The sequence below is a fragment of the Paeniglutamicibacter sp. ORCA_105 genome (assembly GCF_045798545.1).
GTDB classification, from domain to species: domain Bacteria; phylum Actinomycetota; class Actinomycetes; order Actinomycetales; family Micrococcaceae; genus Paeniglutamicibacter; species Paeniglutamicibacter sulfureus.
The window spans coordinates 1-13,685 of record NZ_JBIXLM010000024.1; the positions used below are offsets into that span (position 1 = coordinate 1).

At 65.8% G+C, this 13,685-nt stretch carries 12 protein-coding genes; 8 read left to right on the plus strand and 4 right to left on the minus strand.

Features of this window, described 5'->3' with window-relative positions:
- On the minus strand, positions 1 to 763 hold a 763-nt coding region (locus ACIPUB_RS12635; RefSeq protein WP_407607699.1), incomplete at its 3' end, for an alpha/beta fold hydrolase.
- Positions 764 to 960: 197 nt separating this feature from the next.
- Here ACIPUB_RS12635 and ACIPUB_RS12640 point away from each other — a divergent pair.
- The 5 genes from ACIPUB_RS12640 (at position 961) to ACIPUB_RS12660 (ending at position 9,097) form a co-directional block, all read left to right on the plus strand.
- Positions 961 to 2,667 (plus strand): FAD-dependent oxidoreductase, encoded by a 1,707-nt coding sequence (locus ACIPUB_RS12640; RefSeq protein WP_407607700.1) that lies wholly within the window; start codon positions 961 to 963, stop codon positions 2,665 to 2,667.
- Positions 2,668 to 2,741: 74 nt separating this feature from the next.
- The gene (gene glpK / locus ACIPUB_RS12645) at positions 2,742 to 4,256 is read left to right on the plus strand and encodes a glycerol kinase GlpK (RefSeq protein WP_310287512.1); all 1,515 of its coding nucleotides are present in this window, start codon (positions 2,742 to 2,744) and stop codon (positions 4,254 to 4,256) included.
- A 261-nt stretch (positions 4,257 to 4,517) separates the two neighbouring features.
- The gene (gene leuS / locus ACIPUB_RS12650; RefSeq protein WP_407607701.1) at positions 4,518 to 7,034 is read left to right on the plus strand and encodes a leucine--tRNA ligase; all 2,517 of its coding nucleotides are present in this window, start codon (positions 4,518 to 4,520) and stop codon (positions 7,032 to 7,034) included.
- A gap of 22 nt (positions 7,035 to 7,056) precedes the next feature.
- On the plus strand, positions 7,057 to 8,226 hold the full coding sequence (locus ACIPUB_RS12655) for a DegV family protein (protein WP_407607702.1): 1,170 nt from the start codon (positions 7,057 to 7,059) through the stop codon (positions 8,224 to 8,226).
- Between the two features lie 115 nt (positions 8,227 to 8,341).
- Positions 8,342 to 9,097, plus strand: coding sequence for a helix-hairpin-helix domain-containing protein (locus ACIPUB_RS12660; RefSeq protein WP_407607703.1), 756 nt, complete (start codon positions 8,342 to 8,344; stop codon positions 9,095 to 9,097).
- Between the two features lie 63 nt (positions 9,098 to 9,160).
- Here ACIPUB_RS12660 and ACIPUB_RS12665 read toward each other — a convergent pair whose 3' ends face one another.
- Entirely contained in the window at positions 9,161 to 9,622 is a 462-nt protein-coding gene (locus tag ACIPUB_RS12665) for a universal stress protein (RefSeq protein ID WP_407607704.1), read from the minus strand.
- A gap of 882 nt (positions 9,623 to 10,504) precedes the next feature.
- Between ACIPUB_RS12665 and ACIPUB_RS12670 the strand changes: the two genes are divergently transcribed.
- The 3 genes from ACIPUB_RS12670 (at position 10,505) to ACIPUB_RS12680 (ending at position 12,409) form a co-directional block, all read left to right on the plus strand.
- The gene (locus tag ACIPUB_RS12670; protein WP_407607705.1) at positions 10,505 to 10,951 is read left to right on the plus strand and encodes a DUF5956 family protein; all 447 of its coding nucleotides are present in this window, start codon (positions 10,505 to 10,507) and stop codon (positions 10,949 to 10,951) included.
- A 36-nt stretch (positions 10,952 to 10,987) separates the two neighbouring features.
- Positions 10,988 to 11,152, plus strand: coding sequence for a hypothetical protein (locus tag ACIPUB_RS12675; protein ID WP_407607706.1), 165 nt, complete (start codon positions 10,988 to 10,990; stop codon positions 11,150 to 11,152).
- 840 nt (positions 11,153 to 11,992) lie between these two features.
- On the plus strand, positions 11,993 to 12,409 hold the full coding sequence (locus ACIPUB_RS12680) for a DUF4259 domain-containing protein (protein ID WP_407607707.1): 417 nt from the start codon (positions 11,993 to 11,995) through the stop codon (positions 12,407 to 12,409).
- 294 nt (positions 12,410 to 12,703) lie between these two features.
- Here the strand turns inward: ACIPUB_RS12680 and ACIPUB_RS12685 are convergent, their stop codons facing one another.
- Positions 12,704 to 13,177: a hypothetical protein gene (locus tag ACIPUB_RS12685; protein WP_407607708.1), complete on the minus strand. Its 474-nt coding sequence runs from the start codon at positions 13,175 to 13,177 to the stop codon at positions 12,704 to 12,706.
- Complete coding sequence (locus ACIPUB_RS12690; protein ID WP_407607709.1) at positions 13,178 to 13,558, minus strand: DUF4190 domain-containing protein; 381 nt, start codon at positions 13,556 to 13,558, stop codon at positions 13,178 to 13,180.
- Positions 13,559 to 13,685 lie beyond the last annotated feature (127 nt).

The following is a 13,685-nucleotide window of genomic DNA, read 5'->3' on the forward strand; positions in this document are numbered from 1 at the left end:
CGTGCTCGCCGACCACCAGCAGCGTGGGCTCGTTGATGCGGGCCGCGACGTCGCGCACCGTCGCGGTGATCGAGGCGCCATAGGCCTCGCGCAGGGTGCTGCGTGAGGTGAAACCGGAGAAATAGCGCCGGTGCTGGTCAACGACATAGGAGCGCATCGCCGGGTCCCTGGACTTGAGCATGGCCAGCGACATCACGTCGGTGACCAGGCGCGAGCGCAGCAGCGCCTCGCCCGCTGCGGCAGGCAGCCTTTCCCCGGCGGCGTAGTACGCCCCCGCAGCCCGGGACATCGCCGCCTGGCTGCCCTCCAGCGCGGGCTCGCAGATCGGGTTGATGAGCACCAATTGTGCAAAGGAACCCGGGTGCCGCGCCAGGTACGTTGCGGCGACGATGGTGCCGAAGGAGTGCCCAAGCAGGATGGTCTCCGGGCCCAGTCCCAACTGCCCGCGCAGCGCGCCGATGACCTCGCCGTAGCCTGCCACGTCGTGGCGCGGGGCCGCCGCGGGGGAACCTGCGTTTGGATCCCCGGTGAAGGGCGTCGAGGCGCCGAAGCCGGGCAGGTCAGGCACGATGATCGCGTAGTGAGGCAGCTGATCGATGATGCGGGCCAGGCCGTGGTGGTCGCCGCGGAAGCCGTGAACCGCCAGGATGACGCCGCGGCAGGGGCCCAGGGCCGGGTACATCCAGCTGGAAACCTCCGAGCCGTGGATGTGGTGGATGCTTTTCAGGGCGCGGCGCGAGGCATGCGGCGGGATCGGGAGCATGCCTCCAGCCTATCCGCTGCGCTGGTCTGAACGGGTGAATGCGCGCGGAAACGGGCACACATGCGGCTCCGGTTCGGCAACGATTCGCCTACGCTTCACCCGCGGGGCTATGCGGTCGCGCCGGTGCCCCGGTAATGTCGACAAGACCATGTGAAGCACGCTTTACGCCCACTGCAACACCGAAGGATGGCCCCACCGTGGAAGCCGCAGCGTCCCACCGATCCCAACTGGCGGCACTGCGCGCCCGGCCCGGAGCCAAGGTGCTCATCGTGGGCGGTGGCATCAACGGCGTGGCGACCTTCCGCTACCTGGCGCTGCAGGGGGTCGACGTGGCGCTGGTGGAACGCGGCGACTACTGCCAAGGTGCCTCGGGCGCCTCCTCGCACATGATCCACGGCGGCATCCGCTACCTGGAAAACGGCGAATTCCGCCTGGTCCACGAGGCGGTGCGGGAACGCAACACGCTGCTGGAGATCGCGCCGCACTACGTCAAGCCCCTGCGCACCACCGTCCCGATCTTCTCCACCTTCTCCGGGCTCCTGGCCGCCCCGTTGCGCTTCGTGACCCACCGACCCGGGCTGCGGGCCGAACGCGGGGCGCTGCTGATCAAGATCGGCTTGGTCATGTACGACTTGTTCGCCGGGGCCATCGGCCGCAACACCCCCTGGCACCGGTTCCGCGGGGCCAAGGCCTCCCTCGCGGTGCTCCCGAAGCTGCGGACCGACGTGAAGTACACCGCCACCTACTTCGACGCCTCGGTGCACAATCCCGAGCGGCTCACCCTGGACGTGCTGCGCGACGGGCTGGAGGCAAATCCGCACGCGAGGGCCAGCAACTACGTGGCCCTCATCGGGCACGGCGAGCGCGGGGCGCACTTGCGCGACGAGCTCACCGGGGAGGAGTTCGACTTCGACGCCCAGGTCATCGTCAACGCCACCGGGGCCTGGGTGGATGAGACCAATGCGGTGATCGGCACCCCGAGCCGCTTCATGGGCGGGACCAAGGGCAGCCACATCGTGCTGGATCATCCCGAGCTGCTGGCCGCCTGCGACGGGCGGGAGATCTTCTTCGAGCACTCCGACGGGCGCATCGTGTTGATCTACCCGCTGGGGGACCGGGTGCTGGTGGGCACCACGGACATCGACGCGGACATGGGGGAACCGGCGCGCTGCACCGATGCGGAAGTCGCGTACTTCTTCGAGCTGATCGGCCACGTCTTCCCCTCCATCAAGGTCGGTGAGGAGCAGATCGTCTACAGGTTCTCCGGGGTGCGCCCGCTGCCGAGCCATGAGAACACCGCCCCCGGATTCGTCTCACGGGACTACCGGATCGAGCACTCGCGGCTGGCCGGGGGCACCCCGATGCTTTGTCTGGTCGGCGGGAAGTGGACGACGTTCCGCGCGCTGGGCAAGACGCTGGGCAACAAGGTGCTGGCCGAACTCGGGGTCTCCCCGACTCCCGGCACCCGCATGCTTCCCATCGGCGGGGGACGGGACTACCCCAAGACCCCGGCGGAACTGGAGGCCTGGTTCGCCCAGCGCGCCGCACTGGCGCCGCGGGCGCGGCTCGAGGTGCTGCTGCAGCGCTACGGCACCCGCGCCGACGCCGTGCTGGAACACATTGGCCCCCACGACCCGACGCTGCCCGGGTGTCCGGAACTCTCCGCGGCCGAGGTGCGCTACCTGGGCACGCACGAGCAGGTCGGGACGCTGGCCGACGTGTTCATCCGCCGCACCTCGCTGGCCTTCCGGGGACGGGTCACCGAGTCGCTGCTGGCCCAGGTGGCCGAAGCGCTGGCACCCGTGCTCGGCTGGGACGCGGCCGAAACCGCAGCGCAGGTCGATGACTGCCGGCGCGTGCTCACCGAGGAGCACGGGGCGCATGTGGCCCTGAGCAACGCCTGACACCGCGCACCGCACGACGCTTTCCGCCGTCGAGCGCCACCCCCCTCTGAACGGCACCTTTGAAAGGCACCGACATGAACAAGTACGTCATCGCGATCGACCAGGGCACCACCAGTTCCCGGGCCATCGTCTTCGACCATGCCGGCACCGTGGTCTCCACGGGACAGATGGAACACGAGCAGATCTTCCCGCATGCGGGATGGGTTGAGCACGATGCCGTGGAGATCTGGAACAACGTCCGCAAGGTCATCGGCATCGCACTGGCCGAAGCCAACCTCACCCGGCACGACATTGCCGCCGTGGGCATCACCAACCAGCGCGAAACCACCGTGGTGTGGGACAGGCGCACCGGCAAGCCCATCCACCACGCCATCGTCTGGCAGGACACCCGCACCCAGGGCATCGTCGAGGAGCTGGCCGCCGACGGGGGAGTCGACCGGTACAAGGAACGCGTGGGCCTGCCGCTGGCACCCTACTTCTCCGGCACCAAGGTCAAATGGATCCTGGACAACGTGGAGGGCGCCCGCCAGGAGGCCGAGGCGGGGAACCTGCTCTTTGGCACCACCGACACCTGGGTGACCTGGAACCTGACCGGCGGCACCGATGGCGGGGTGCACATCACCGACGTCACCAACGCCTCGCGCACGCTGTTCATGGACCTGGAGAAGCTGGAGTGGGACCAGGGGATCCTGGCCGACTTCGGGGTGCCGGTCTCCATGATGCCCGCCATCAAGTCCTCCTCCGAGGTCTACGGAACCGTGCACACCTCGCAGCTTCTGCGCGAGGTGCCGATCGCCGGGATCCTGGGCGACCAGCAGGCGGCCACGTTCGGGCAGGCTGCCTTCGAGGCCGGGGAGGCCAAGAACACCTACGGCACCGGCTGCTTCCTGATCTTCAACACCGGGACGGAAATCGTCCGCTCCAGGAACGGCCTGCTGACCACCCTGGGCTACAAGCTGGGCGACGCCGCACCGGTCTATGCGCTGGAAGGGTCGATCGCCGTGGCCGGTTCGCTGGTGCAGTGGCTGCGCGACAACATCGGGATGATCTCCACCGCCGCGGAGGTCGAGGAGCTGGCAGCCAGCGTGGAGGACAACGGCGGGGTGTACATCGTGCCCGCATTCTCCGGGCTCTTCGCCCCCTACTGGCGTGCGGACGCGCGCGGGGCCATCGTGGGGTTGACCCGCTACGCGAACAAGAACCACATTGCCCGGGCGGCCCTGGAATCCACCGCCTTCCAGACCCGGGAAGTGCTGGATGCCGTGAACGCCGATTCCGGGGTCCCGCTCACCGAACTCAAGGTCGACGGCGGCATGGTCGCCAACGACGGGCTGATGCAATTCCAGGCGGACCTGCTCGGGGTTCCGGTGATCCGCCCCAAGGTCACCGAGACCACCGCGCTGGGGGCCGCCTACGCCGCCGGGCTGGCCGTCGGCTTCTGGAAGGACCTCGGGGAGCTGGGCGCCAACTGGTCCGAGGACAAGAGATGGGAACCGGCCATGGAACCGGCGGAGCGCGATCGGCAGTTGCGCCTGTGGAAGAAGGCCGTCACCCGCACCTTCGACTGGGTCGATCAGGACGTGCTGTAGGCCACTGCGGCTGGCCCCCGGGGGCGGGCGTGCATCCGGCGCGCCCGCGGGGCCGGCGCCTTGTGGGGTAGAATATGGGGCATGAACGCAGTGCTCTTGCTAAGTTAGCCGCATGGGATAAACACCCCCCATGCGGCCGCCCCTTGCATGCAAGGGGCTTTTGTGTGTCAGGGGGCCTACGCCGCCGATGCACGCCAGCAACCAGCAGGACAGCCACGTTCCACCCACAGGCGCATGAACAGAAGAAGGCGAAACCCGATAGTGAGCACCCAGCCGACCGGCACCGAAACCGCTGACAACGAGTCCACCGCAGCGGCCTACAGCTTCCAGGAGATGGAAGCCAAGTGGGCCCCGGTGTGGGACAAACTCGGGGTCTTCACGCCCAAGGACGACGGCAGCGCCGAACGCCGCTATGTGCTTGACATGTTTCCCTACCCCTCCGGCGACCTGCACATGGGCCACGCCGAGGCCTTCGCCATGGGAGATGTCGTCTCCCGCTACTGGCGCCAGCAGGGCTATGACGTGATGCACCCGATCGGCTGGGACTCCTTCGGGTTGCCGGCCGAGAACGCTGCCATCAAGCGCAACGCCCACCCCGCCGAGTGGACCTACAAGAACATCGACACGCAGGCCGCCAGCTTCAAGCGCTATGCGATCTCCGCCGACTGGGACCGCCGCATCCACACCTCGGATCCGGAATACTACCGCTGGACCCAGTGGCTGTTTACCCGCTTCTACGAAAAGGGCCTGGCCTACCGCAAGAACCACCCGGTGAACTGGTGCCCCACCGACCAGACCGTGCTGGCCAACGAGCAGGTCGTCAACGGCGCCTGCGAACGCTGCGGAACCGTAGTCACCAAGAAGTCGCTGAACCAGTGGTACTTCAAGATCACCGATTACGCCGACCGCCTGCTCGATGACATGGAAGAGCTCAAGGGCCACTGGCCCGAGCGCGTGCTGGCCATGCAGAAGAACTGGATCGGCCGCTCGGAGGGTGCCCACGTCGACTTCGTCATCGAGGCCGCCGGCGGCAAGGAAGCCCACAAGACCACGGTCTTCACGACCCGCCCGGACACCCTGCACGGCGCCACGTTCTTCGTGGTCGCCGCCGACGCCGAGCTGGCGAACGAACTGGTCACCGAGGAACACCGCGAGGCCCTGGAGGCCTACCAGGAGCAGGTCAAGGCGCTGAGCGAGATCGAGCGCCAGGCCACCGAGCGCGAAAAGACCGGTGTGTTCACCGGCCGCTACGCCACCAACCCGCTCAACGGCGAGAAGCTGCCGGTCTGGGCCGCTGACTATGTGCTGGCCGACTACGGAACCGGCGCGATCATGGCCGTCCCGGCGCACGACCAGCGCGACCTGGACTTCGCCCGCACCTTCGACCTGCCGGTGCGCGTGGTGCTTGACACCGGCGAAGAGGACCCGGCGGAGACCGGTGTTGCCACCGCCGGCGAGGGAACCCTGGTGAACTCCGGGGAGCTGGACGGCCTGCCCAAGGCCGAGGGCATCGCCCGTGCCATCGAGATCGTCGAGGCCGCGGGAACCGGCGAGAAGTTCGTGAACTTCCGCCTGCGTGACTGGCTGCTGAGCCGCCAGCGCTTCTGGGGAACCCCGATCCCGATCATCCACTGTGCGCACTGCGGCGAGGTCCCGGTTCCCGATGACCAGCTGCCGGTGCGCCTGCCGGATGACCTGCGCGGCGAACAGCTCGCCCCGAAGGGCACGTCCCCCCTGGCCGCGGCCGAGGACTGGGTCAACGTTCCCTGCCCGAAGTGCGGGGCCGCCGCCAAGCGCGACACCGACACCATGGACACCTTCGTGGACTCCTCCTGGTACTTCCTGCGCTTCGTCTCCCCGCACTACACCGAGGGACCGTTCGACCCGAAGGCCGTGCGCGACTGGATGCCGGTGGGACAGTACGTCGGCGGCGTCGAGCACGCCATCCTGCACCTGCTCTACTCGCGCTTCTTCACCAAGGTCATCTTCGACCTGGGCCTGATCGACGTGAAGGAACCCTTCAGCGCGCTGCTGAACCAGGGCCAGGTGCTCAACGGCGGAAAGGCCATGAGCAAGTCGCTGGGCAACGGCGTGGACCTGGGCGAGCAGCTGGACAAGTTCGGCGTCGACGCCGTGCGCCTGACCATGATCTTCGCCTCCCCGCCGGAGGACGACGTGGACTGGGCCGACGTTTCCCCGGGCGGTTCGGCCAAGTTCCTGGCCCGCGCCTGGCGCATGGCCCAGGACGTCGACAGCACCCCGGGAACCGACCCTGCCAGCGGCGACAAGGCGCTGCGCCAGGTCACCCACAAGGCAGTCCACGAGGCAGCCGGCATGCTCGAGGGCGGCAAGTTCAACGTCGTCGTCGCCAAGCTGATGGAGCTGGTCAACGCGACCCGCAAAACCATCGACTCCGGCGCGGGCGCGTCGGATCCGGCGGTCCGCGAGGCAGCAGAGTCCGTGGCCGTCATCCTCTCGCTCTTCGCCCCGTACACGGCCGAGGACATGTGGGCAGCGCTGGGCCACGAGCCCTCGGTCGCCAACGCCGGCTGGCCGACGGTCGATGAATCGCTGCTGGTCCAGGACACCGTCACCGCCGTCGTACAGATCAAGGGCAAGGTCCGGGCACGCCTGGAGGTCTCGGTCGACATCACCGCCGAGGAACTCGAGGCCCTGGCCCTGGCCGACGAGGCGGTCGTCCGCTACCTTGACGGCGCTGCCATCAACAAGGTCATCGTGCGTGCACCGAAACTGGTGAACGTGGTTCCTGCCTCCTAGGGGCGGCAGGTAGCCTACAGATATGGACGCCTCCCAGCCACCCCCCAATCCGCAGCGGCCCACCCGCACCGGCGGTTGGATGGGGCGGCTCTGGAAGCAGCGCGTTGCGGATCCCGCCCACCGTGCCCGCCCCGCCCGGGGCCTGGTTCCGGTGGGCGTGGTCAGCGACTCCGCCGCGGCGCTACCAGAGGACTGGGTGCGGCAGCATGCGCGTTTCCTGCGCGTGGTGCCCATGCCGGTGATGGTCGACGAGCAGATCTTCTCCGAGGGCACCGACGATGTGCCCACAGAGCTGGCCCTGGGCCTGGCGATGGGTAAGGCGGTGCGTACCTCGCGCCCGGCGCCGGGACAGATGCTGCGCGCCTACCGGGAACTCGCTGATGCCGGGGTGAAGGAAATCATTTCCATCCACCTTTCCTCGGCTCTCTCCGGGACGGTGGACGCCGCTCGCCTGGCGGCCGAGTCCTCGCCGGTACCCGTCACCGTCGTCGATTCACTCACCGTGGCCCTGGCAGAGGGCTTCACGGTGATGGACGTCGTGGAACTTGCCGCCGCAGGTGCGCCGCTGGCCGAGCTCGAGGCAGTGGCCAACCGCGCCGCCGAAAACCACGTGTACTTCGCCGTCCCCTCACTCGAGCAGCTGCGCCGCGGCGGGCGCATCGGCACCCTGGCCTCGGTGCTGGGCACGCTGCTGAACGTCAAGCCGATCCTTTCGGTGCGCGACGGGCAGATCGTCGCCCACGAAAAGGTGCGCACGCATTCGCGCACGCTGGCCCGACTGGTGGCCATTGCCCGCGACGAGGCGGCCGCCCGCGGGCCCGAGGCACGCCTGGCGGTGCACTACTTCGGGAACCAGGACGCCGCCGAGGAGATCGTGCAGGAACTGGCCGGCGCCTCGCTGTTGGAAGTGCTGGCGGTCCCGGTCCCCGCAGTGCTTGGCGCCCATACCGGTGCCGGCGTGATGGCCGTGGCGATTTCCGGTGGCATCGCACCCCCGGTGCCCGGACCTGTCCGCCAGGAAGCTAGGCCGCGGCACGAACCCAAGCCCAAGCCGGAGCCCAAGGCGAAGCCACGCAGTGACGCACAGCGACGGGACTCGCGACGCCGCGCCGCAGGGAGCTCGTTACCAGGTGCACAGGAGCCGGCAACGCCAGTCGAACCGGCCGACCCCGAGGAACCAGGAACCCGATAGCCGCCGTCGCGGTTCCCAGGTCGCGCCGCGTCGCGGTTCTCCACAACAGGGCAATGAGCGGGCCGCACGGACCTCAAGATCGTGTGCACTGGAAGGCATGGGCTCTCACGAGTGGGTGGATCATTCCGCAAGGAGCAACCTGGCTCCGGTCCCGGGTCGCCTCCGCGTGCTCATTGGCAGGTCCGCCGCGATTGTCCTGATTCTCGGGGCCCTGACCTGGATCTCGGTGTCGCTGTTGTTCAACCCGCCGCCGCGTGCGCCGGACGCCGCGGAGTCCATTCCCCTGAATGCCGCAACCATCCCGCAGGCAAGTCCAGCCGCGGATCCCGGCGTAGCAGACGCGCCACAGGCACCGCTGGGGATACCGGGGTTCGAGGAAGATTCGCAGGAACCGGACGCCGCCGGCCCGTCGGTGACCGGCGCGACCGCGGTCGTCCACCTGGTCGGCGCCGTGAGGAAGCCCGGCGTGTATTCCCTGCCGCTGGGCTCTAGGGTGCTCGATGCGGTGGACCTGGCCGGCGGGCTGGCCAAGGATGCCGCCCCGGAGGCGATCAACCTAGCAGCACAAATCCGTGACGGCGAACAAATTCGCATCCCACGCAGAGGCGAGACCGGGCAGCCTTCGGCGCCCGGGGCCCCGGCTTCTGGGGGTACTGGCAGCTCCGGTGCGCCGCCGGGGAAACTCAACGTGAACATCGCTGACCAGGACCAATTGGAGGAGCTGCCGGGCATCGGGCCGTCGCTGGCCGGAAGGATCCTGGAATTCCGCCAAGCCAATGGCCCCTTCAAGGGCCTCGGAGAGCTTGACGCCGTCAGCGGCATCGGCCCGGCATTGCTGGGGAACCTCCGCGAACACGTGGTTTTTGAGTAAGAGCCCACGTGCCCGTGCCGTCCACTCCAGCGTGGCTGGGCTGCACCGAGCTGGCGCCACCTTCTATTCGCCGTGGTGGATCAGCACCGGGCACGAGGCGTGGGCGGCCAGCGAGCTGGAGACTGATCCCATGACCAAGCCCTTGAAGCCGCCGCGGCCGCGAGTGCCCAGCACGAGCATCGCGGCATCCTTTGAGGCCTTGAGCAGATTGGAGGCTGCCGGTCCCATAACGACTTCGCGCTTCAGGTTCTCTGGGATGTTCGCGCCGAAGGCCTGCTCAATTGACTTGTCCAGGGTCTCGTGGGCGCCCTGCTCAATTGCCCAGTCCAGGGTGTCGTGGGCGTCCTGCTCTGGCGCCCACTCGGGGGTATAGTCCTTCAGAACAATGCGCGGGAGCCAAGACGCGAAGGCCACCAGATCGTGGCCCATTGCCGAGGCAAGGTCCGATGCGTAGCGTAGTGCGTCGATCGACTCAGATGACCCGTCGATGCCGACAACGATCTTGTTGCGCGGGATGTTTTCCATGGTGGCGAACTCATTTCCTCACAAGGGCGGATTGCTCGACGAAACCGCTCAAGGGTACCGCCGGACCTCACTCTACCTCCGCAGATCCTGGCTTTTGAGTCCCACCAGGCCAACCCAGATTGGTGAAGGTGCCAGTGGTCGGTGCCTTCCGGGACACTGCGGAATTCGCATCTGGTGTATCAGCACCTACTTGTCGGTGATCGGTGCTATCCGTTGTGGCACTATTCCTTCTCTTTTTATCCCGGACTGAGCTCCAAACCACCATATTCTCCGGCCACCCGTTTAGCTGTGCATACAAGGTCAGTGCCTCCTGCCCGCCCGAGACGCTCCCGCCGCTGGACCGCGCGCTTGGACGCATGCCGTGGTCATTTGGCCCCGGACCCTATCGTGGTAGAGCTTAAAATCCAAGTCAGCAAGGGGTACCTTCCCTGCGCTGGTCGTATCCTCTCTCGCGGCGTTTTGCATTGTCGTGGCGATGTTTCTCTTTGGCACATTCAAACCATGGGCTCAATGTGCGGAAGAAGACTCTGCCATGGGGTGCCCTGCGGCGTCAGCCGAGGCAACATTGATGATGTCGGGTGTAACCGTGGCCATCCTGAGCTTCATCGCTTTATGGCTAGCACCTCGCGCCCATTCAAAACCGACAGGCAAACGCGAAAACGCACTGGAACGTTAGTCAAAGAGATGTCCAGGGTCGCACCGCTTGAACCCGGGACACAGAAGGCGCCCCCCATTGAGCGTTCCCCTTCGGTCATGAGATCACCGTGCAACTGGCTTCTGAAACAACAATGTTCTTCTGTTGTGCTGGCGCGAGACCTTGTAGCCTGACAGAGTTGGTCCGGCCAGGCCGACTGCGAGCTTGCGCAGGGAAGGTGGGTCGATATGTGGGATAGCTATCCAATTGGCGACCGCCCCCTGGGCTGGATAGAGCTAAACGAGAATGGCTGGGGTGCCATTGCCGCGTGGTTCGCCGGACCGGAGAACGTAGTGCGCGAGCCGATGGGCGAACGAAGCGACCTGGTCAGGGTGACGTGTGAAACGGCGGACGGCACCTCCAGTTGTTGGACCGAGACCATTACAGGGGAAGTAGTCCAGGACATCGAAGATGGCATTGACTCGTACCTCCGGGATTCCGGGCTGCCTGGACGACCGCACGGCTATCGCTGGTTCCTGCGCTTGCCTGCCGTCCTCAACGATGAGCAGGAATTCTGGGGCCGTCTCAATGAGGCAGATTTCAGGATGCCGCATCGGGATCGGGACATGATCCGTGAAGCGGCCAACCTCGGTGCCACCATCAAAGACCTCTACCTCACGTCAACGATAGAATGATGATCATCCACAACCATCAACGGCAAGGGCGGTCCCATGAGCGTTCGCCTCCAGATGCCACCCCCCTCACCCGAGGTCGTCTACCCGGGAAACATCCTCTATTGGCCTGAACTTCCAGGGGTCATCGTGGTGTGTGCGGCGGCGATCATCCTGCTGTCATTCTTGATGTTCCCCATTCGCCGCTGGCGCCGCCGCAAGTAGCGGACTGCCCGCGCCCATGAAGCCCGCAACACGTCCCGCCGGAGTTTCCTTGTGGGCCGACCAATCATGCGTCCGGCCAGCGACCCCCTATCGGGACGGTTCAAAATGTCAATCCAGACAGACCCCTAACGGGACGACGCGACGGATTCGGCTACACAGATGCGCTCGGTCTGGTTCCCCTGCGAACGTCTGAATTTCGACGCGTCGACTATTCCATACCCCGATTCGGGATCAGCCCCGCCCCCTGGCGGAACGGCTCAAGACATCCCTGCGGGAGACCCCCGTGAATGAACCATGCAGGTCGTTGCGTCCGTTGCACCCCCACAACTGGTGCGCCACATCAAATTGCCCAGTAGCCTTGCGAGCATGAACAGAGGGACGGCATGAAGGCCAACGAGCTGCGGAAATACCAGCATCCACACCACCGGGGAGAATTCGAATACGGCGAACCGGGAACACTTGACCTCAGCAGCCTGGGGGAACTCGGTCCCCTGACTTATGTGGACATACCACGGGCGGGAAGTCACACGCCTTCCCGCAAGGTATGACTGGGGATCCGTAACTGTCCTTCATGTCTGTTGGCATCCGTGCTGGGCGGACTCGATGATCGACCAAACCCATGCAGGGGTTCCCAGGGATGCACGCGATCTCGAAGCCCTTCACCGCCGATTCCCGACGATCCGTCCTCTCAGGCGCTAGGAACTGCACCCAAGCACCCGGGAATTTCCCCCTGGCAAGGGCTTCCAGCCCGCCCAAACCGATGGGCTTTGCGGTGCGGGCGTGACAGAATCCGAATGGGGTCGCTTCCGGGCGGCCGACATCGACTAAGGAGCATTGCGCATGGGTGCATGGGACGTATCGGTCTTCGGCAACGACGACGCCGCTGATTTCTTGTTTGAGTTTGACGACGCCCCCACTTTGGCGGAGGTTGTCCCGACCCTTGAGGACGCTTTGGACACTGCGCTTGAAGCGACACCGGAGCTTGATGCCATGGATGGTGCCGTGGGGATGGCGGCAGCCGCGCTCGTGGTTTCGTGGGATAACCCTACAATGCTGGGAAGCGAGGAGGGCGAGTCCCTGGCCCCTTGGCCACGCAGCCCCGAACTGCTGCCCCCGCACCTCGCAACGAAGGCGGCGCAGGTGCTGGACCGGCTGCACCAGGCAGACGGAAACGAGCTGGCCGAACTCTGGGAGGAAGCCGGAAGGACAACCGACTACCAAGCCGAACTCACGCGCTGGCGCTCCCGCCTGCCGTAACCACGGCAACACAGACAGAGGCACGACCACGGGAACCCGCCTCACGCCGGCCATCCCAATAAGGGTTCCTAATTGGAACATATGAACTTGTGCGATGCTGAACCCATGGTGAAGAACACGTGGGACACAGCGGCGTACCCCTTGCTGGAGCGGGCAACGGGACACTTTGGGCCGCGGGAATCTGAGTTCCTGACTATAGCGACGCGTCCCGATAACGATTCCACTTGCGGCATGCTACACATGCAAGCCCAGGAACCACCGTTTTGAGTTCATTGGCCCCCGTCTGCCCATGGTTCAGTGGTTGGCTCGCACCGCTGTGATCTTGCGTGCTGCCGCGACGGCCAGGACCACGGCCAAGGGGATGAACGTCCATAGCCACGTCGCCGGCACGAATTCGTAGGGCTCCTGAATTTCGTACACATAGTTGATGACGGTGTTGGTAGCGGCACCCAGAGGAGCAGAGAGCGCCCATCCCAGCAGGGCTCCCAGAACGGCCGCTGTCCCGGTCCGGCGCTTGAGCAAGCGGGCAAACAATGCTGAGGATGCGAACGCGACGACGAAGAACGTGAAGGACACCATTGCGATATACAAGGCGATGAACACGAACCCGGTAAGCATGAGGGCCGCGATCACCAAGAGTGTGAGGAATGCGCTTACGCCGAGGGTGCCCGTCGGGTTCCCGCTGCTCGCGGACAGGAGCGGCACTTTGGGGAACTCCCCACCTGCACGCTGTTCTGAATTGACCCCGGGTTCATCTCCTGCCGACATCTAGATGTCTTCCCACAGGGTGGGGTCTGACATGCCCAGTGAGAATGCCCAGATCATTGCCAGGATCGTGAACGCAACCCAAACGTAGCCGACAATGAGGCCAGCCAAGGCCAGACCGTTGCCGGCTTGTCCGGTGCGCTTGATTTGGTGGCGTGCAATGTGGCCAAAGACAATGCCCAGGATCCCGGTGAAGAATGCAAGGACGATCGCCAGGATCGCGAAGATGTTCGTTTCGGGGTGCGTGTACGGCGGGTGGTATCCGGCCGGTGGCCCCGCTGGTGGATAGTTTTCAGGCTGCGGGTACGGGTTCTGCTGGTTCACCGGGTACGGGTGCTGGTCCCGGGACCGTGGGTGTGGAGCGGATGCTGGTTGGTCGCTCATCGCATGATCCAATCTGAAGGGGAAGCCCGTTTGCCCAGAGGCTCTTGGGTGAATGGTGCTCCCTTCATTCCTTGTCCGATCGGCGCAAATCGCAGAAGTAAGCTCCGCCCAATATACGTTGTCCCTC